Raw genomic sequence first — 19,072 nt, 5'->3', positions numbered from 1 at the left:
TCCGCCGTATCGGAGGGATGGCTTTCAACGTGGTTGACGGCTGGACGGTCCCGGGCTTCACCCAAGAGCGGGAACTGGGCGACGGCGCCGCGGGCCGGGTGGTGCTGGCGGTCGACGACATGACCAGCACGAAAGTCGTGATCAAGTACCTCGCCGGCGGGTTGCGCGCCGACGAGGCGTTCATGGCGCGGTTCCGTGCGTCCGCGCGCACACTGTCCCAGCTCGAGGACCCGAACGTCGCCGATCTCTACGACTTCGTCGAGGCCCCCGAGGGCGCCGCCGTCGTCATGCAGTACGTCGACGGGGTCGGGCTGCGCCGGGTGCTGGCCGCACAGGGCCCCACGGGCCCCCTGGCGGCCCTGTCGCTGCTCGGCGGGACCCTGCTGGGGCTCGCCGCCGCGCACGCCCTGGAGGTGGTCCACGGCGCCGTACGGCCGTCCGCGGTCCTCGTCGACGGCGAAGGCAACGCGCGCCTCACCGACTTCGCGACCGCCGCGCCCGGCACCGAGGCGCAGCTCGCGCCCGCCTACGCGGCGCCGGAGCTGTGGGACGGGGCGGCCGCCAGCGTCGCCACCGACCTGTACGCGGCGACGGCGATCTTCTTCGAGTGCCTCACCGGGCATCCGCCGTACGCCGGGCGCAACATGGCGCGGCTGCACCGCGAGGCGCCGATCCCGGCCGAGGAGGTGCCCGGCCCGCTGCGCGAGCTGATCGGCCACGGCCTCGCGAAGGACCCGGAGACGCGGCCGAAGTCCGCGGCCGACTACCTCGGCGCGCTCGAAGAGGCCGCCGTGGCGGCGTACGGGCCGTCGTGGGAGGCGCAGGGCCGCGGCCGGCTCACCGAGCTCGCCGCGCAGGCCGCGATGCAGCCCGAGCCGGCCAAGCCCAAGGCGTCCCGCAGCACCGGCCGCAACCAGGTCATCGCCACCGGGCAGACCGCCGCGCGCGGCTCCGGCAACCGCCGGATCGCGGCCGCCATCGCGGCGGTCGTCGTCGCCGGCGCGGTCGCGGGCGGCTTCGTCTTCATGAAGTCCGGGGAGGGCGACGCCACGCCGCCGACCCCGTCGCCCGCGCAGAGCAGCACGCCCCAGCCGTCGCTGCCGCCCGGCGGCGTCGCCCCCGCGCCGCTCGCGGCGCGCATCGTCCAGGCCACCGACCAGGCGCCCGGCGCCCGGTTCAGCTTCCGCCGCACCGGCTGCTGCGGCGCGCCCAGCGTCGCGCAGGGCACCTTCGGCCTGGTCCAGGGGACGGAGCCGTCGTACTCGATGACGCTGTCGGGGTCCGCCAAGACGCGCAAGCGGGCGCAGGCCGTGGTGGTCGGCGACCGGGTGTTCCTGCGGGCGGGCAAGAAGTGGCGGCCCTCCCCCGTCGGCGGTCGCGGCTACCCGGGGCTGGCCGAGCAGGTGCGGCGCGGCAGCTCGGTGTCCGCGGTGACGACGCTGCTCAACGCCGCCTCGACGCTGAGCGAGTCCGGAGGGGTGTACAAGGGCGAGGCGCCCGTCGCCAAGCTCGCGCAGGCGCCCGGATCGGGCGCGCTGTACACCGAGATGGCACGCGCCACGGGCGTCCAGCAGATCAGCTTCGCGCTCAAGCTGGACGGCTCGTCCCGCCCGGTGAAGCTGTGGCTGCGGGCCGGGCCGGCGAAGGGCCGCAACCAGATCGTCACGACGTCGTACTCCGCCTGGGGCCGCAAGGCGATCAAGGCGCCGCGCTGACCGCGGGCCGGACCGGTCCTCCCCGAACGCGGGCGGGGGCCGGTCCGCTCTGACGGCGGGCCGGAACCGGCCCGCCCGGGCCGGTCACTCGCAGCTGTCGGCGAGGACCTCCAGGAGCCGCAGCGGGTCGGGCAGCGGCTCGTCCCGCGGCGGCCGCACCCAGGCCGCCTCCTTGCCGGACGCCAGCACCGACGGCGGCGCCACCACGTAGCTGTCGCGGCAGTGCCACCGCATCCCGGGCGTCTCGGCCACGGTCTCCGGCGAGGTGTCGAGGTGGCACGACCACCACTCGTCCTCGTCGGCGGGGGCGCCGCGGGTGGCGACGAAGAACAGGTACCGCTCGTCGCCGAGGTTCGCGACGGGCCCGACCGGCAGGTCCTCGCGGGCGATCCGGCCGAGGGCCGCGGCGCCGGCGGCGGCGGGGACGTCGAACACGTCGAAGACCCGGCCGGTCGGCAGGATGATGTTGGACTCCGGGCGCTGCGTCCACCAGCGCCGGATCCGGTCCGGGTCGGCCGACGCCTGGTGCGCCCACGCCGCCGACACCGGATGCGCCGCCGGGTCGGGACAGCCGATCCGGTCGCACGAGCAGGACCGGTCGCCGGCGGCGGGCGGATGCGCCCCCGGAAAGCAGGGCCAGCCCATCGCGGCGTACCGCAGGGCGGCCGAGGCCATCCGGTCGCGTGCCGCCCGTTGCCGCCTGTTCCCCGAGACCGCCAGCATCTCCGCCCCCCAATACCCAAGGTCGAACGTGGGTTCTTGATAGACGATGATGCCCGCGCGCCGCCGCGCCAGACACGGCGCCCCTGCCAAAACGACCCTAAGTAACTACCCGCCCATGATCATTGGAGCTTCTTGGCGACCTCCGTGGCCCAGTAGGTCAGGGTGAGGTCGGCGCCCGCGCGGCGGATCGAGAGCAGCGACTCCATGATGATGCGGTCGCGGTCGATCCAGCCCTTCTCGGCGGCGGCCTCGATCATCGCGTACTCGCCGCTGACCTGGTAGGCGACGACGGGGACGTCCACGGCGTCGCGGACCCGCCGGACGATGTCGAGGTAGGGGCCCGCGGGCTTCACCATCACCATGTCGGCGCCCTCGTCGAGGTCGAGGAACACCTCGCGGAGCGACTCGTCTGCGTTGGCCGGGTCCTGCTGGTGGGTGGAGCGGTCGCCGAACTGCGGGGCGCACTCGGCCGCGTCGCGGAACGGGCCGTAGTAGGCGGAGGAGTACTTCACCGAGTACCCCAGGATCGCGACGTCGCTGTAGCCGGCCTTGTCGAGGGCCTCGCGGATCACGCCGACCTGGCCGTCCATCATCCCGGACGGGCCGACCACCTGGGCCCCGGCGGCGGCCTGCGCGACGGCGATGGACGCGTACCGCTCCAGCGTCGCGTCGTTGTCGATCTCGCCGCCGGCGGTGAGGATGCCGCAGTGGCCGTGGTCGGTGTACTCGTCCAGGCACAGGTCCGTCATCACCACGGCGGCGTCGCCGAGGTCGGACTTCAGGTCGCGCAGGGCCAGCTGGACGATCCCGGCGGGGTCGTCGGCGCCCGAGCCGGCGCCGTCCTTGACCGCCGGGATGCCGAACAGGATGAGGCCGCCGACGCCGGCCTCCGCCGCCTCGTGCGCGGCCTTGCGCAGGCTGTCGCGCGTGTGCTGCACGACGCCCGGCATCGACGCGACCGGCTGCGGCTCGGAGATGCCCTCCTTGACGAACATCGGCAGCACCAGATCGGCGGGCGCGAGCCTGGTCTCGGCGACCATCCGGCGCAGCGCGGGCGTGCGGCGCAGCCGCCGCGGCCGGGCGACGGGGAACTGAGCAGACATGATCCTTCTTTCCCGGTGCCCGGCGCGGCCGCGCCGGGCCCGGTCGGCGGGCTCCTACTTGCGGCGCCGGGCTCCCCGGCGCATCTGGCTGGGCTTGCGCAGCGGGTCGCCGGCCTCGATCTGGGCCGCCCGCCGCTTCGCACCGTACTCCGCGAGCGCCTCCGCGAGCGCCGACACCGACGGCTTCGGCGCCATCACGTCGACGCGCAGCCCGTACTCCTCGGCGGTCTTGGCGGTCTGCGGGCCGATCACCGCGATCACCGTCACGTTGTGCGGCTTGCCGGCGATGCCGATCAGGTTCTTCACCGTGGACGACGAGGTGAACAGCACCGCGTCGAACCCGCCGCCCTTGATCGCCTCGCGGATCGGGGCGGGCGGCGGCGCGGCCCGGACCGTCCGGTAGGCGGTGACGTCCTCGCACTCCCAGCCGAGCTCGGTGAGCTTGGCGATGAGGGTGTCGGTGGCGATGTCGGCGCGCGGCAGCAGGACCCGGTTGATCGGGTCGAGGTCCTCGTCGTAGGGCGGCCACACCTCGGCGAGGCCCTCGCTGGACTGCTGCCCGGTCGGGGTCAGGTCGGGGTGGATGCCGAACTCGACGAGCGCGGCGGCGGTCTGCTCGCCGACGGCGGCGACCTTCAGCCCGGCGAACGCGCGGGCGTCCAGCCCGTAGGCGACGAACTTCTCCCGGACGGCCTTGACCGCGTTGGTGGAGGTGAACACCACCCACTCGTAGCGTCCGGTGACGAGGCCCTTGACGGCCCGGTCCATCTGCTGCGGGGTGCGCGGCGGCTCGACGGAGATCGTCGGGACCTCGTCGGGGACGGCGCCGTACCCGCGGAGCTGGTCCGACAGCGAGGCGGCCTGCTCCTTGGTGCGCGGCACCAGCACCCGCCAGCCGAACAGCGCCTTGGTCTCGAACCAGGACAGCCGGTCGCGCCAGCCGACCACGTCCCCCACGATGATCATCGCGGGGGCCTCCATGCCCTTGGTGTCGGACGCCAGCTTCTGCAGCGTGGAGACCACGGTCTCCTGCTCGGTGGTGGTGCCGAGGCTGGTCATCGCGGCGGGCGTCGACTCGGGGCGGCCGGCCGCGACCAGGCCCTTGGCGACCTCGGCGACGGCGCCCTCCGCACCGAAGATCACGAGGGTGGCGTCGGACCCGCCGAACCGCTCCCAGTCGACGCCGCCGTCGGAGGCGTCGACGAACCGGAACTCGCGGTGCTCGGGATCGGTCAGCGGGATGCCCGCGTAGGCGGGCACACCGGTCACGGCGGACACGCCGGGGACGACCTCGAACGGCACCCCGGCCTTGTGCAGCGCGGCGCCCTCCTTGGCCAGCCCGCAGACGACGCCGGGGTCGCCGTGGAACAGCCGGACGACGCGGCGGCCCGCCTTGGCGGCGCGCGACGCGAGCTTCACCGGGTCGCCCTCGGCGGTGTCGAGGATCTCCACGTCCGGGCGGCAGTGCGCGAGGATGTCGGCGGGGCAGTACGCGCGGCTGACCACGACGGTGTCGGCGCGCTCCAGCTCGGCGGCCGCGCGCAGCGTCAGCAGGCCCGGGTCGCCCGGGCCCATCCCGACGATCGCGACCGTGCCGGGGTCGGCGGTGCGGCTCGGCCTCCCCGCCGTGGTCGATCCGGCCGTGGTCGATCCGGCCGCGGTCGATCCGGCGGCGCCCGGGCCGGCGGCCCCCGGGCGGGCGGGGCTCTGGCTAGCGGGGCTCAATCGCGCTCCCCCATCAACTGGTCGGCCCCCTGCGCGAGCAGCCGGTGCGCGAGATCGCGCCCCAGCCTCTCGGCGTCGTCCGGGTGGCCGCTTGCGGACAGCCTCATCTGCCGGCTCCCGTCGTACGCGGCGACGGTCGCGGTCAGATGCAGCTCTTCTTCTACTTCGGCAGCGTATGTTCCCACGGGCGCGGAGCAACCGCCCTCCAGGACGGCGAGCACCGTCCGCTCCGCGGTGACGCAGGCCCTGGTCATCGGATCGTCGACCGTTCCAAGCAGCGCGCGGAGGTCGTCCCTCCCGGCGGCGCATTCGAGCGCGAGCGCGCCCTGCCCGGGCGCCGGCAGCATCTGGTCGGGGTCGAAGACCTCGGCGACCGCGTCCAGCCGGCCGATCCGGCGCAGCCCCGCGTGCGCGAGCACCACCGCGTCCAGCTCCCCGTCGGCGACCTTGCGCAGCCGGGTGTCGGCGTTGCCGCGGATCGCCACGACGTCCAGGTCCGGGCGCATCGCGCGCAGCTGCGCGACGCGGCGCGGCGACCCGGTGCCGACGCGGGCGCCGCGCGGCAGGTCCGCCAGCTTGCAGGGGCCGCACAGGGCGTCGCGCGGGTCGTCGCGGACGGGGGTCGCGGCGAGCGCGATCCCCTCCGCGGGCCCGGTCGGCAGGTCCTTCAGCGAGTGCACGGCGAAGTCCACCTCACCGGCCAGCAGCCTGTCGCGAAGCGCGTTGACGAAGACACCGGTCCCGCCGATCTGGGCGAGCAGCGCCTTGGAGACATCACCTTCGGTGGTTACCCCGACGAGCTCCACGGCATGCCCGGTACGCTCCGTCAATGCGTCCGCGACCAGCCGCGACTGCGTCATCGCCATCAGGCTCTTGCGGGTGCCGAGCCGCAGCGGGCCCCTGTCCGCGGTACTCAATGCGCTGCTCCACTCACTGCTCGGCTCCGACCGTAGGACGGGCGGCCCGCTCCACGGCCGCCGCGTTCACGACTGTTCTCCTTCGCGCGGCGCGCCGCCGCGGGCGCTGACCGCCCGGACGCTCGCGGCCTGCGCGTTCACGGTGCCGGCGTCGACCGCGTCCGCCGTGGCGTCCGCGGGCGCGCCGCTCACGCAGTCGGCCTCGGCGCACTCCACCCGGGTCACCCGGGCTACCTCCGCGGCCTTCGCCGCGTCCGCGACCCGCGCCCCGGCGGCCTCGTCCGCCGCACGGGACCCTTCCACCGTACGTGCGGAACCGCTCCAAGGCGCCGGAGCGCTCCCGGGCGCCGGCTCCCCGTCGTCGTCGTCGGCGCGCATGTCGGCGCGCGCGACCGCCACCGGCGCCTTCGGGTCCAGGTCGAACAGCCGGCGCAGCGCGTCGGCGTAGGAGTCGCCGCCCGGCGCCGCCGCCAGCTCCTTCACCCGGACGGTCGGCGCGTGCAGCAGCTTGTCGGCGACCCGCCGGACGGTCTGCTGGATCTCCTTGACGGCCCGCTCGTCCAGCTCCGGCAGCCGGCCCGCGAGCCGGGTCAGCTCGGACTCCACGACCGCCGCGGCCTTGGTGCGCAGCGCCACCACCGTCGGCGCGACCGCCGCGGCGCGGGCCGCGCTGAGGAACGCCTCGACCTCGTCCCGGACGATCCGCCGGACCGCCTCCACCGCCTCAGGGCCGATCGCCCGCGCGGCCTCCTGCGCCGTGCGCAGCTCGTCCAGCCCGGCGAGCCGCACCCCGGGCAGCGCGCCGACGGCCGGGTCCACGTCGTGCGGGAGCGCCAGGTCCAGGAAGAACCGGTCCCGGCCGTCCGCCCCGACGCCCTGCGCCGCCACCTGCGGCGCCGTCAGCACCAGGCCCGTCGCGCCCGTGCACGACACCACCAGGTCCGCGTCGGCGATCGCCGCGTCCAGCGCCGCCAGCTCCACCGCCCGCGACGGCACCTCCAGCGACTCCGCCAGCCGGGCCGCGTTGGCGTACGTGCGGTTGGCGACCACGACCTCGCGGGCCCCGGCCCGGCTCAGCGTCGTCGCCGCCAGCGAGCTCATCGACCCCGCGCCGACCACCAGCGCCCGCACGCCGTCCAGCGGGCCGAGGTGCCGCTGCGCGACCTCCAGGCCCACGCTGACCAGCGACGCGCCCGCCTGGTCGATGCCGGTCTCCGCGTGCGCGCGCTTGCCGACCCGCAGCGCCTGCTGCAGCACGTCGTGCAGGTCGCGGCCGAGCGTCCCCTCGTCCTGGCCGAGCCGGAACGCCTTCCGCAGCTGCCCGAGGATCTGGCCCTCGCCGACGACCATCGACTCCAGCCCGCACGCCACCGCGAACACGTGCTGGACGGCCCGCTCCTCGTAGTGCACGTACAGGTGCCGGGACAGCTCGTCCAGCGGCACGCCGGAGTGCAGCGCCAGCAGCTCGGAGATCGCCGAGACGCCGCCGTGGAACTTGTCGACCACCGCGTAGATCTCGACCCGGTTGCACGTCGACACGATCGCCGCCTCCGCGACGTTCGCGGACTCGTGCACCGCGTGCAGCAGCTTCGCCAGGTCGTCTCCGGACACCGCGGCGCGCTCCAGCACCGGCACGGGCGCGCTCCGGTGACTCAGCCCCACCACCAACACACTCATGCTGCGTCTCCCGCGAGCCTGCGCGGCTCCATTCGCCGCCGCCTTCCCTCGTCGCTCTGGTCGCTCGTTCCTCGCTCCCGCCGCTCCTCAGTCCAGGCGACGCCGCGCCGCTCCGTCCCGCTCATGCTTCAACCGCCTCTACGTACTGCGTGGCGCCGGGAGGGGCGTCGCCGCTCTCCAGGGGGGCGTAGTCGTCCGGCCCCCCGGCCTTGCGCTGCTCGTGGAACGCGAGGATCTGCAGCTCGATGGACAGGTCGACCTTCCGCACGTCGACGCCGTCCGGCACCGACAGCACCACGGGCGCGAAGTTCAGGACGCTCGTCACGCCCGCGGCGACGACGCGGTCGCACACCCCCTGGGCGGCGGCCGCCGGGGTCGCGATCACGGCGATGGACACGCCGTGATCGGCGATCACGTCCTCGAGCCGGTCGGTGTGCTCCACGGTCATGCCGGAGATCTCCTGGCCGACGATCGCCTCGTCGGCGTCGAGCAGGCCGGCCACCCGGAATCCGCGGGACGCGAATCCGCCATAACCGGCCAATGCACGGCCCAGGTTACCGACACCGATGATGGCGACCACCCAATCCTGGGTGAGGCCAAGCTCACGTGAGATCTGGTAGACGAGGTACTCGACCTCGTACCCGACGCCGCGGGTGCCGTAGGAGCCCAGATGGGACAGGTCCTTGCGGAGCTTCGCCGAGTTCACCCCGGCCGCCGCGGCCAGTTCCTCGGACGAGACGGTCGCCACACCGCGCTCCTGGAGCCCGGTGAGGGCCCGCAGGTAGACGGGCAGGCGCGCGACGGTGGCTTCGGGGATGCCGCGGTCCGCGCGGTCGCGGTGCGTGCGGTTCTGTCGAGATGTCACGGCCTGCTCTTCGGGGCTCGACGCTGGGGGCGGGGCCCGAGAACCCCTCACCCCGGCTCGTGGCCGGACCGCACGGCCGCGGCCGGACCGCCCCAGGGCTATCCATCAGGTTAAGCCTTTGTGAATACGCGCACAAAGTGCCCCCCGGCGAGCGGGTGGGACGCCCGGGACGCGCACCGCCGTCCAAAGCCCGTCCAGCAGCGGGTTTCGTGACCGTACCGGCGGCGGGCCGCCCGGCGCGCCGCGGCGCGGTGTGACCGATGAGACATTCACCGGCCCGCTGTTTCAGGGCCCGGCCGTGGCCCCTGCGGGCGCCTCGGCGGCTCTCGGGCGGTGCTCCGGCGGCAGGCCTTTCAGGGCCGCCCGGGGCGGGCGGGTCAGGCGGTGCCGCGGGCCTTGGCGATCGCGGCGCGCAGGCGGTTCTCGTCGACCCGCCAGAAGTCGTGCTGGACGCCGTTGATCAGCGTGACCGGGATCTGCTCCCAGTACTCCCGGGTGTCCTCCTCGGACCGGGTGATGTCCCGCTCGTCCCACGGCACGTCCAGCTCGGACGCGACGCGCTCGATGATCGCGCGGGCGTCCTCGCACAGGTGGCAGCCCGGCTTGCCGAGCAGCGTGATGCGGACCTCGCGGTCCGGGGCTCCGGCCGGCATGGTCACCTCCCCTGGCGGTCGGGCGCGGGCAGCGGCAGCTTGGCCGCGCCGAGCCGCAGCTCGATCACGTTCGTGGCCAGGACGTGCGTCCGCGACTCGCCGAGGAACCGCTGCAGGTGCGGCTGGCGCCGGTGCGTCGCGAACGCCGCGTCGTCCCGGAACAGCTGGTAGAAGATCCGCTGGGTGGGGCCGCCCACCACCTCGTGGCAGGCGAAGACCAGCGTGTCCGGCTCGACGGCCCGGACGGCCTTGACCAGCTCGGCGGCGAGCCGGTCGAAGGCGTCCTCCCGGCCGTCCAGCAGCGTGTAGACGGTGATCTGGCCGCACCCGTCGGGCAGGCCGCTTCCGGACGGGGCGCCGGACGGGCCGAGCCCGCCGAGCGGGCCCGCGAGGGGGCCGCGGGACAGCACGGACTCGGGGACGGGCGGCGGGCCGTCGACGCTGGTCGGGCCGGCCGGGTCCGAGCCGAAGGCGGACGGGTCGAAGCCCGCGGGGACCGCGGGGGCCGGGGCCTCCAGCGCGGGCGCGTCGGGGAAGCGCAGCTCCTCGGCGGGCGCCGGCTCGGGGAAGCGCAGCTCGCCGCGGCGCGAGTCGCCGGGCGGCGTCGGCGCCGGGACCGGCTCGGAGCGCGACGCGTACGCCTGCTCCTCGTAGCCGGTGGCGGGCTCGTCGGCGTACTCCTCGCCGTACTCGTCGTAGCCCTCGTCGTCCTCGTACACCGGGATGGTGCGCATCGCGCCGTACCAGACGAGGCCGGCGGCGCCGCCGAGCGCGATGATCGCGAGCGGGGCGGGCAGGAACCCGCGGGTGCCGCTGACCACCAGCACCCCCGCGAGCGCGACGAGCGCGACGGGGATGAGCAGCTCGCCGGCCTCGCGGTCGCGCTTGCTCGCCAGCCACGCGGTGAAGCCCGTGCAGCCGACCAGCGCGATCACCGCGACCACGTGCGCGCCGTCGATCAGCAGCAGCGGCAGCGCGTCGTAGGTGGCGCTCGGCTTCGGCAGGCTCTTGGACAGCGAGCCCTTGAGCGGGTCGACCAGCAGGATGACGATCGCGACGACCGTGTAGGAGATCGTGAACAGCCAGGCGGCGAACCGGACCTGGACGTACCGGGCGATCAGCTCGATCATGCCGAGGGCCAGCCACACCGGTCCGATCAGCGCCGCGCCGAGCTCCATGATGCGGAAGAACAGGCCGTTGTAGCCGGCCATGAAGCCGATGGCCATGCACAGCAGCGCGAGGGTCAGTCCGACCTGTGTGAACGACCAGGCGATGAGGTAGAGCAGCCGGTCCTTGTAGGCGCGCTGGACGAGCAACCCGGTGGCCGCGAGGGCACCAAGGGTCGCAACGAACGCGATGAGGGCATCGACCATGGCGACCCCATGGTGCCCGATGGCGGGCGATGAGAGGTAACCGCCGTCTTCACAGGGCACCTCGCACCGCGCCCGCGCGGTGCTCGGCCGGCGCGCGGCCGGCGCCCGGCGCGCGCTCGGGGGGCGGGCGCTCCGCGCACGGATTCGCGGCCGGAGAGGGCTCCCCACCCATTGCCTGCTGTACGGATCGGTATCTAGAGTGGCAGATCGCGTCGGAGGTCGCGTACGCCCCGAGGAGAACTGCATGAGCAGCTTGGCCCTCGAAACCCGGGTCGTCCCGCTTCCTCGGCGTTCCCGGGAGCCCGCCCCCGGCGCCGACCGCGCCGAGGTCCTCAAGGCGCTGGTCCTGCGGGCCCGTGAGGGCGACGCCGAGGCGTTCGGCTCCCTCTACGACCACTATGTGGAGCTGGTCTACCGGTACGTCTACTACCGCGTCGGCGTCCACTCCCTCACCGAGGACCTCACCAGCGAGACGTTCCTGCGCGCGCTCCGGCGCATCCGCGACTTCCGCTGGCAGGGCAAGGACTTCGGCGCCTGGCTGGTGACCATCGCCCGCAACCTCGTCGCGGACCACTTCAAGTCGGGCCGCTACCGGCTGGAGGTCTGCACGGCCGAGCCGGTCGAGCCGGAGCGCCCGCAGGAGGGGCCCGAGCGGGCCGTCCTGGACGCGATGACGCACCGCACGCTGCTGGCCGCCGTCCGGCGGCTCGGCTCGGAGCAGCAGGAGTGCGTGGTGCTGCGGTTCATGCACGGGCTGTCGGTCGCGGAGACCGCGCTGATCATGGACAAGAAGTCGGGCGCGATCAAGGCGCTGCAGTACCGTGCCGTCCGCTCGCTCGCCCGGATGCTCCCGGCCGACCTGCACCCCTAGCCGTCCCGGCCTCGGCCCTCTCGCCTCCCCGATCGCGCCCCCGGTCGCCTCCCGGGCACCCGTGGAGCTTATTGGACGATTTGTCAATTAAGGTCGGGCCGTAACCCGGCGCGCCCTCCGGTCGTTCTTGCGAGCGTGAGGAGCAGGCACGGCAAGAGGACCGAGGCGAGCGCGCGGCTCGACGGGCTGCGCCCGGACCGGCCCGGGGCCGCCGACCCCGGACCCGATCCGCGCTTCCGCGCGCTGCTGCGCGAGCGCCTGGTGACCGCCGCCGGAAGCGCCGGTGAACGCGCGGGCGACGGCACCAGTGACAACGATCGCAATGAGGCGCGGGACGACGGCCGGAACGCGCGGATTGATTAGGCTCGGGCGTATGCGGCGATTCTGGCAGCGCGGCAAGCACGAGGACCCCGTGAGCGCCGGGGAGGCGGCCGCCGCGGCGGCGGCCGAACCGAGCCCGCTCCCCGAACCGGACCCCGCCGCGGCGGCGTTCTTCGACGTCGACAACACGATGATGCGCGGCGCGTCCATCTACTACTTCGCGCGCGGCCTCGCCGCCCGCAAGCTGTTCACCATGCGCGACCTGGCCATGTTCGCCTGGGGGCAGGCCGCGTTCCGGCTGCGCGGCACGGAGAACTCCGAGCACATCGGCAGCGCGAAGGAGGCGGCGCTGGCGTTCGTCGCCGGGCAGCGCGTCGCCGGGATCGTCCGGCTGTCCGAGGAGATCTACGACGAGGTGATGGCGGACCGCATCTGGCACGGCACCCGCACCCTCGCCCTCCAGCACCTGGACGCGGGCCAGCAGGTCTGGCTCGTCACCGCCACGCCCGTGGAGGTCGCCCGGACGATCGCGCACCGGCTGGGGCTCACCGGCGCGCTCGGCACCGTCGCCGAGACCCGCGACGGCGTCTACACCGGACGGCTCGTCGGGAACCTGCTGCACGGGCCGGCGAAGGCGGAGGCGGTCCGGGCGCTCGCGGCGCGCGAGGGGCTGGACCTGTCCCGCTGCTCGGCCTACAGCGACTCGGTCAACGACCTGCCGATGCTGACGGCGGTCGGGCACCCGCACGCCGTCAACCCCGACGCCGCCCTGCGCGAGCACGCCAAGGAGAACGGCTGGCCGATCCACGACTTCCGGACCGGGCGGAAGGTGACGATGGTCGCGCTGCCGGCCGCCGCGGGCGCGGGCGCGCTGGCGGGCGGGGTCGCCGCCGGCATCGCCCTGCGCCGCCACTACCGGTCGAACTGACACCCGTGCCCATAACTCGCGACCTATCGCGAGTTGTGGCGACACGCTCTAATCTGTCGGTGTGGAGCCGGACCGGGTGAACGTCGAACTCGCGCTGCTGTCGCGGGTCTCGTGCCGCGGACGCGAGATCACCGGCCCCCGGCTCCGCGGCCTCCTGGCGCTCCTGGCGGCCGAACCCCGCACCGGCCTCAGCGCGGCCCGTCTCGCCGAGGGCCTCTGGCCGGACGAGCGGCCGGAGAACCCGGCGAAGGCGCTGCAGGTCGTGGTGTCCCGCGCCCGGTCGCAGCTGGGCGCCGACGTCATCGTCAGCACCCCGGCCGGCTACCGGCTCGGGCTGGACGAATCGGCCGTGGACGCGTCCGCCGTGCTGGCCAGCGCGTCCAGGACCGCCCGCAGCGCGCGCGAAGGCGACCACGCCGCCGCGCTCGCGCACGCCGAGGACGGGCTCGCGCTCTGGGACGGCCCGCCGGACGCGTCCGGCGACGACCCGCTCTCGCTGCTGCGCGCCGACCGCGCCCGGACCTACCGCGGCCTCGTCCGCGGCCGCGCGCTGGCGCTCTCCCGGCTCGGCCGCCACGCGGAGGCGGCCGGCCCGCTCGCCGCCCTCGCCGCCGAGCACCCGCACGACGAGGAGATCCTCGCCGAACTGCTGCGCAGCGAGGCCGCGACCGCCGGACCGTCCGCCGCGCTGGCCCGGTTCGAGACCTACCGCCGCACGCTCCGCGACGCGCTCGGCAGCGACCCCGGCCCCGCCCTGCGCGCCGTCCACCGGGAGCTGCTGCGCGCCACCACCGCCGACACCGCCGATACCGACGCGGAGGCCGCCCCCGCCGTGCGGCGCGGCATCGTCCATGAACCGAACCCGCTGCTCGGCCGCGACGGCGACATCGCGAACGTCCTCGACCTGCTGCGCACCTCCCGCGTCACCTCGATCGTCGGGACGGGCGGCCTCGGCAAGACCCGGCTCGCGCACGCCGTCGCGCGCGCGGCCGAGCAGCGGACCGTGCACGTCGTGCCGCTCGCCGGCGTCGCACCGGACGGCGACGTCGCCGGCGAGGTCGCGTCCGTCCTCGGCGTCGGCGAGGCACGGCGCGCGTCCGCCCTGATGACCGGGTCCACCGGCGAGGTCGCCGGGATCGCCGACGCCCTCGGCCCCGGCCCGGCGCTGCTCGTCCTCGACAACTGCGAGCACGTCGTGTCCGCCGCCGCCGAGCTCGTCGGCGCGCTCGTCTCGACGACCCGCGACCTGCGCGTCCTCACCACCGGCCGGGCACCGCTCGGGCTGTCGTCGGAGACGGTGTACCCGCTGCCCGAGCTGGACGAGGCCACGGCCGCCGAGCTGTTCGAGCAGCGCGCCCGCGCCGCCCGCCCGAACGCCGAACTGCCCCCCGAGCGCGTCCGGGAGCTGTGCCGGCACCTGGACGGGCTGCCCCTCGCCGTGGAGCTCGCGGCGGCGCGCGTGCGGATCATGTCGGTGGCGGAGATCGCCCGCGGGCTGGACGACCGGTTCGCGCTGCTGCGCGGCGGCGCCCGCGACGCCCCCGCCCGGCACCGCACCATGCACGCGGTCGTCGACTGGAGCTGGACCCTGCTCGCCCCGCGGTCGCGGGCCGCGATGCGGGCGCTGTCGGTCTTCCCCGGCGGGTTCACCGCCGACGCCGCCCGCCACCTCGTCGGCGACGGCGTCCTGGAGGTCCTGGAGGACCTCGCCGACCAGTCCCTGCTCGTCGTCACCGACACCGGCTCCGGCGCCCGCTTCCGGATGCTGGAGAGCGTCCGCGAGTTCAGCGCCGCGTACCGCGAGGAGGCCGGCGAGACGGAGCGGGCCGTCGACGGGCTGCTCGCCTGGGCGCGCGAGTTCGGGACGGCGCACCACGAGCGGCTCTTCGACGCCGAACCGCTCGACACGATCGACCTCGTCCGGGCCGAGCAGGACAACCTCCAGCAGGCCCTGCGGCACGGGATCGCCCGCCGCGACGGCCCGTCGGTCGCGGCCGTGACGGCCGTCCTCGGAGCGCTCTGGACGATCGAGTCCGCCTTCACCCGGCTGTCCGCGCTCGCCGGGGAGGCGTCGGGCCCCCTGACCATGTTCCGGCCCGAGCCCGCGCAGGTCGCCACCACCCGCACGGCCCTCGCGCTGTGCTCCATGATCTCGCTGGTGCTCAAGGGCCCGCAGGTCACGCGCACGCTGGTCGCGCTGCGGCGGCTGCCCCCGCCGTCGCCGTCCACCCTGGGCGGCGCCATGGCGCTCGTCATCCGGTCCGCGCCGGAGATCTTCGCGAAGGACTCCACCGTCCTGGACGAGATGCGCGCGAGCGACGAGCCCCTCCTCGCCGGCATCGCGGACGTCCTCGCCGGATACGTCCTCGAACGGGACGGTGACCTGGAGGGGGCGCTCGCCGCCACCGAGGTCGCGCTGAAGGCGATCGAGGGGCCGGTCACCCCCTGGGTCGGGCTCGCCGCCCACTCGCGGCTCAGCGAGCTCCTCATGCAGGTCGGCGAGAGCGAACTCGCCCTGACGCACCTGCTGGCGGCGCAGCGGCTGATGGAGCGCTACCGCTGGCGGGACATGTTCGGGCTGCACTGGGCGATCGCCGGCGTCAACCTCCACCTCGGCGACCACGACGAGGCGGAACGCTGGCTCGACAGGTCCCTGCTCCACGGACCCGAGGATTCGTACGGCACCGCCAGCTTCGACCTCGGCGCCCGCGCCGAACTCGCGCTCGGACGCGGCGACACCGACACCGGGCTCCGGCTCTGGCGGGAGGCCGTCGGGCGGCTGAAGCACGACCCGGACCCGTCCGTCGAACCCGAATTCGACCCCTGGACGCTGGAGACGCACATCGCCGCGGTCGTCGCGCACGCCCGGCACGGGCGGCTCGACCTCGTCCAGGACGTCGTCGCGGGGCTCCCCGCCAAGCTCGCCGCCCTGCTGGCCGACCCGCCGCTGCCGGTGCCGGCGTTCTTCATGGACCTGCCCGTCCAGGGAGGGATCCTGGTGGCGCTCGCCATGGTGGACCTCGCCCGGGGCGGCGACCGGGCGCGCGCCGCGCGGATGATCGCCTTGGGCGAGCGGCTCAACTTCGTCCGGACGTTCCAGCCGACGATGGCCCCGCCCGCCCTCCGCCGCGCCGCCCAGGACGCCGACGGGCCGGCGTACGCCGACGCGGTGTCGGCCTACGCCGGCCTGGACCGGGACGGGCTGCGGACCGCCGCCCGCGCGGCGCTGGACGCCTGGGTCAGCGCGACGGATCGCGGTTGAACAGCCACTTCGCCCACAGGTAGCCGACCACCGCGACGCCCACGCACCACGCGATCGAGACCGCCGTGTCATGGCCCGCGGGCCGGCCCATCAGCAACTGCCGCAGCGCCTCGATCATCGGCGTGAACGGCTGGTACTCCGCGAACCACCGCACCCCCGCCGGCATCGAGTCCGGCGGGACGATCGCGCTGCCGAGGAACGGCAGGAACTGGATGATCAGCGGCGAGTTGCTCGCCCCCTCCGGGCCCTTCGCCAGCAGCCCCAGCGCCACCGCCAGCCAGGTCAGCGCGAACGTCAGCAGCACCATCAGGCCCGCCGCGGCGAGCCAGCCGCCGAGCCCCGCGTCCGGCCGGTAGCCCATCGCGACCGCCGCCAGGACCGCCAGCACCAGGCTGGTCAGGGTCTGGATCATGCTGCCGGCGACATGCCCCGTCAGCAGCGACGACCGCGCGATCGGCATCGTGCGGAACCGGGTGATGACGCCCTCCGTCATGTCCACCGCGACCGCCACGGACGGCGACATGCAGCCCGACGCCACCGCCATCAGGATGATCCCCGGCGTCACGTAGTCGACGTAGTCGACGCCGCCGACGCCCTTGCCGAGCGCCTTGCCGAACACCCCCACGAACAGCAGCAGGAACAGGATCGGCGTCATGATCGAGCTGACCGACAGCGCCGGGTAGCGCAGCGCGTGCCGGAGATTGCGGCGCAGCATCGTCGCCGAGTCCGCCGTCACCTGGGAGAGCGCGGTCATCGCGAAGCCGCCTTCCGGTCGTCGTCCTGCGTGGTGTCGGTGGGGGCGCCCGGGGCGCCGCCGGTGGCCGTGTGCGGGGCGTCCCCGGTGAGGGCGAGGAACACGTCGTCCAGATCGGGGGTGTGGACGGAGAACTCCTCCACCTCGATCGCCTCGTCCTCCAGGCGGCCGAGCAGCGCCCGCAGCGACCGGACGCCGCCGTCGCTCGGCACCTGGAGCGTCAGCGCCTCGTCGTCGCGCCCCGACACCGGCAGCACCCGCGCCGCCGCGTCCAGGCCGTCCGGACCGGCCAGCCGCAGCACCACGTGCCCGCCCGGCACCATCCGCTTGAGCTGCTCGGACGTGCCCTCCGCGACCAGCCGGCCGCCGTTCAGCACGCCGATCCGGTCGGCGAGCCGGTCCGCCTCGTCCAGGTACTGGGTCGTCAGGAAGATCGTCACGCCCGCGGCCACCAGGCCCCGCGCCAGGTCCCACATCGCCCGGCGGCTGCGCGGGTCCAGGCCCGTCGTCGGCTCGTCCAGGAAGATGATCTGCGGGTCGCCGACCAGCGTCATCGCGATGTCGAGCTTGCGCCGCATGCCGCCGGAGTAGGTGGACGCCAGCTTCCCGCCCGCCTCCACCAGGTCGAACCGCTCCAGCAGCTCATCGGCGCGCCGCCGGCCCTCCGCGCGGCCGAGCCGGTACAGGTCGGCCATCAGGATCAGGTTCTCGCGGCCGGTCAGCAGGCCGTCGACCGCCGAGTACTGGCCCGTCACGCCGATCGCGCGCCGTACCCCGTCCGGATCCGTCGCCACGTCGCGGCCCGCGACCCGCGCACGCCCGCCGTCCGCGCCGATCAGCGTGGACAGGATCTGCACCGCCGTGGTCTTTCCCGCGCCGTTCGGACCCAGCAGCGAGAAGACCGTCCCCCGGGGCACCTCGAAGTCGAGCCCGTCGAGCACGACCTTGTCCCCGAACGTCTTCCGCAGTCCGACCACCTCGATGGCCGTCTGCGCCGGTTTCGTCGTCATGCCGCCGACTCTGCGCCCGCCCGCCTTCAGAACGCTTTCACCGCGGTTTCAACCGGTTTCAGCTCGTCCTCTCCGCCGGACGGCGCTCGGACGGCGGCTGAGTGAGCGCCTCGATGAGCATGCCCAACGTGGCCCAGTCGACGAGCCGCGCCGCGCGGATCTCCCCGAAGGTCGCGATCTCCACCCACGTCCGCTCGGAATCGCCGTCCACGCCGTGCGGACGGTCCCGCTGCGTCCGCAACCAGGCCAGCTCGTCGTCGGTGATCTCGGCGGAGAAGAGATGCGCATGATGCGCGGACACGGTCGCGGCGACCTGGCGGCTTCCGTGCGCGCGGAACCGGCCGGCGTCGACCCGCAGGCCGGTCTCCTCCACCAACTCATCGACCGCCTGACCCAACACCTCAGCAAGCAACGTCACGCCACCGGTCTCGGTGGGCTTGGCCGCCTGGACGGGGGTGGCTGGCTCGGCGGGGGTGGCTGGCTCGGCGAGGGTGGCCGCTTTGGCTGGTGACGAGCCGCCGGGCAGTTCGTGCACGTACCCGTCGGGCGTCGAGGCCGGGCTGCGGAACTCCCGTACGAGCACCACCGTCGTCTCGTCCAGTGACGGACCAGGGCGGTAGAGGGCCACCACAGAGACGTCCGGCCGGGAGATGACGATCTCGTTGTCCTTCGTCCTGTCCTCGGCGGCGACATGCATGCGCACATGCAGCGCCCAGAAGAACACCGCACCCGATTCACCGTTGATGGTTGACGTCCATACGAGCCTGGCACCGAGCAGCGCATTGCCTGCGTCGCGCTGTGCGGTGTACCAGCGCTGAAAACTCGGGGTGCGCCAGATCCCCGACGGGACGTCCTGCTCGCCGCCGGTCATCGAATCCTTCATGCCATCCGTGTCCATGCTCAACATGCTTCTGCAAGGCCGCGCACGTTCAAAGTACGAAAGTTGGACGATTGGAAGTTGGGCGGAGAGACCAGAGAGAAGGCGGGATACAGGGGAAACGGGAGGCCGGAAGACGGGGAGACCGAGTTCTCGAGCATAGGACCCAGAGGCGGTGGGGGCGGCGCTTGCCTACGGGGCCACCCCTCCAAAGTCAAGGGCGCCTTCGGCGTCGCTTCGCGATGGACTTCGTCCACCCTTGACTTTGGAGCCTCTGCGGCCCCTGGGCAGGTGTTGG

Annotated in this window: 16 protein-coding genes; 5 read left to right on the top strand and 11 right to left on the bottom strand. The window is 74.3% G+C overall.

Going from position 1 to position 19,072, the window contains the following annotated elements:
• The first annotated feature begins 17 nt into the window (after positions 1-17).
• The gene (locus ABT299_RS15375) at positions 18-1,715 is read left to right on the top strand and encodes a serine/threonine-protein kinase (protein WP_500251141.1); all 1,698 of its coding nucleotides are present in this window, start codon (positions 18-20) and stop codon (positions 1,713-1,715) included.
• Between the two features lie 84 nt (positions 1,716-1,799).
• On the opposite strand, the gene ABT299_RS15370 is transcribed toward ABT299_RS15375, so the two are convergent.
• From ABT299_RS15370 to ABT299_RS15335, 8 genes are all read right to left on the bottom strand, one after another.
• Complete coding sequence (locus tag ABT299_RS15370; protein ID WP_190859385.1) at positions 1,800-2,438, bottom strand: bifunctional DNA primase/polymerase; 639 nt, start codon at positions 2,436-2,438, stop codon at positions 1,800-1,802.
• A gap of 119 nt (positions 2,439-2,557) precedes the next feature.
• Positions 2,558-3,541 (bottom strand): porphobilinogen synthase, encoded by a 984-nt coding sequence (hemB, locus tag ABT299_RS15365; protein ID WP_190859387.1) that lies wholly within the window; start codon positions 3,539-3,541, stop codon positions 2,558-2,560.
• Between the two features lie 54 nt (positions 3,542-3,595).
• Positions 3,596-5,125, bottom strand: coding sequence for a bifunctional uroporphyrinogen-III C-methyltransferase/uroporphyrinogen-III synthase (locus tag ABT299_RS15360; RefSeq protein ID WP_500251205.1), 1,530 nt, complete (start codon positions 5,123-5,125; stop codon positions 3,596-3,598).
• A 137-nt stretch (positions 5,126-5,262) separates the two neighbouring features.
• Positions 5,263-6,132 (bottom strand): hydroxymethylbilane synthase, encoded by an 870-nt coding sequence (gene hemC, locus ABT299_RS15355; RefSeq protein ID WP_241755839.1) that lies wholly within the window; start codon positions 6,130-6,132, stop codon positions 5,263-5,265.
• Positions 6,133-6,249: 117 nt separating this feature from the next.
• Positions 6,250-7,860 (bottom strand): glutamyl-tRNA reductase, encoded by a 1,611-nt coding sequence (locus tag ABT299_RS15350; RefSeq protein ID WP_500251140.1) that lies wholly within the window; start codon positions 7,858-7,860, stop codon positions 6,250-6,252.
• Positions 7,861-7,981: 121 nt separating this feature from the next.
• A complete protein-coding gene (locus ABT299_RS15345; RefSeq protein ID WP_190859391.1) occupies positions 7,982-8,725 on the bottom strand; it encodes a redox-sensing transcriptional repressor Rex in 744 nt (247 codons plus the stop codon).
• Between the two features lie 377 nt (positions 8,726-9,102).
• Positions 9,103-9,378: a glutaredoxin family protein gene (locus ABT299_RS15340; protein WP_190859393.1), complete on the bottom strand. Its 276-nt coding sequence runs from the start codon at positions 9,376-9,378 to the stop codon at positions 9,103-9,105.
• Positions 9,379-9,380: 2 nt separating this feature from the next.
• Positions 9,381-10,751 (bottom strand): putative quinol monooxygenase, encoded by a 1,371-nt coding sequence (locus tag ABT299_RS15335; protein WP_500251139.1) that lies wholly within the window; start codon positions 10,749-10,751, stop codon positions 9,381-9,383.
• A 244-nt stretch (positions 10,752-10,995) separates the two neighbouring features.
• Between ABT299_RS15335 and ABT299_RS15330 the strand changes: the two genes are divergently transcribed.
• The 4 genes from ABT299_RS15330 to ABT299_RS15315 all read left to right on the top strand — a co-directional run bounded on the left by ABT299_RS15330 (position 10,996) and on the right by ABT299_RS15315 (position 16,133).
• Positions 10,996-11,622 (top strand): sigma-70 family RNA polymerase sigma factor, encoded by a 627-nt coding sequence (locus ABT299_RS15330; protein ID WP_190859397.1) that lies wholly within the window; start codon positions 10,996-10,998, stop codon positions 11,620-11,622.
• Positions 11,623-11,757: 135 nt separating this feature from the next.
• Positions 11,758-11,985: a hypothetical protein gene (locus tag ABT299_RS15325; protein WP_190859399.1), complete on the top strand. Its 228-nt coding sequence runs from the start codon at positions 11,758-11,760 to the stop codon at positions 11,983-11,985.
• Positions 11,986-11,995: 10 nt separating this feature from the next.
• Positions 11,996-12,871: an HAD family hydrolase gene (locus ABT299_RS15320; RefSeq protein WP_190859401.1), complete on the top strand. Its 876-nt coding sequence runs from the start codon at positions 11,996-11,998 to the stop codon at positions 12,869-12,871.
• 61 nt (positions 12,872-12,932) lie between these two features.
• A complete protein-coding gene (locus tag ABT299_RS15315) occupies positions 12,933-16,133 on the top strand; it encodes an ATP-binding protein (RefSeq protein WP_500251138.1) in 3,201 nt (1,066 codons plus the stop codon).
• On the opposite strand, the gene ABT299_RS15310 is transcribed toward ABT299_RS15315, so the two are convergent.
• Genes ABT299_RS15310 through ABT299_RS15300 form a run of 3 tightly spaced genes read right to left on the bottom strand, consistent with a single transcriptional unit; the run spans position 16,111 to position 18,795 of the window.
• The gene (locus ABT299_RS15310) at positions 16,111-16,887 is read right to left on the bottom strand and encodes an ABC transporter permease (RefSeq protein WP_190859403.1); all 777 of its coding nucleotides are present in this window, start codon (positions 16,885-16,887) and stop codon (positions 16,111-16,113) included. The genes ABT299_RS15315 and ABT299_RS15310 overlap by 23 nt on opposite strands.
• Positions 16,884-17,897 (bottom strand): ATP-binding cassette domain-containing protein, encoded by a 1,014-nt coding sequence (locus ABT299_RS15305; RefSeq protein ID WP_500251137.1) that lies wholly within the window; start codon positions 17,895-17,897, stop codon positions 16,884-16,886. Before ABT299_RS15305 ends, ABT299_RS15310 begins: the two co-directional genes overlap by 4 nt.
• Before the next feature lie 58 nt (positions 17,898-17,955).
• A complete protein-coding gene (locus tag ABT299_RS15300; protein ID WP_500251136.1) occupies positions 17,956-18,795 on the bottom strand; it encodes an NUDIX hydrolase in 840 nt (279 codons plus the stop codon).
• Between the last annotated feature and the right edge of the window lie 277 nt (positions 18,796-19,072).

Source organism: Spirillospora sp. NPDC000708 (genome assembly GCF_040299565.1).
Lineage (GTDB): Bacteria > Actinomycetota > Actinomycetes > Streptosporangiales > Streptosporangiaceae > Spirillospora.
This window is presented reverse-complemented; position numbering and strand designations above follow the sequence as displayed.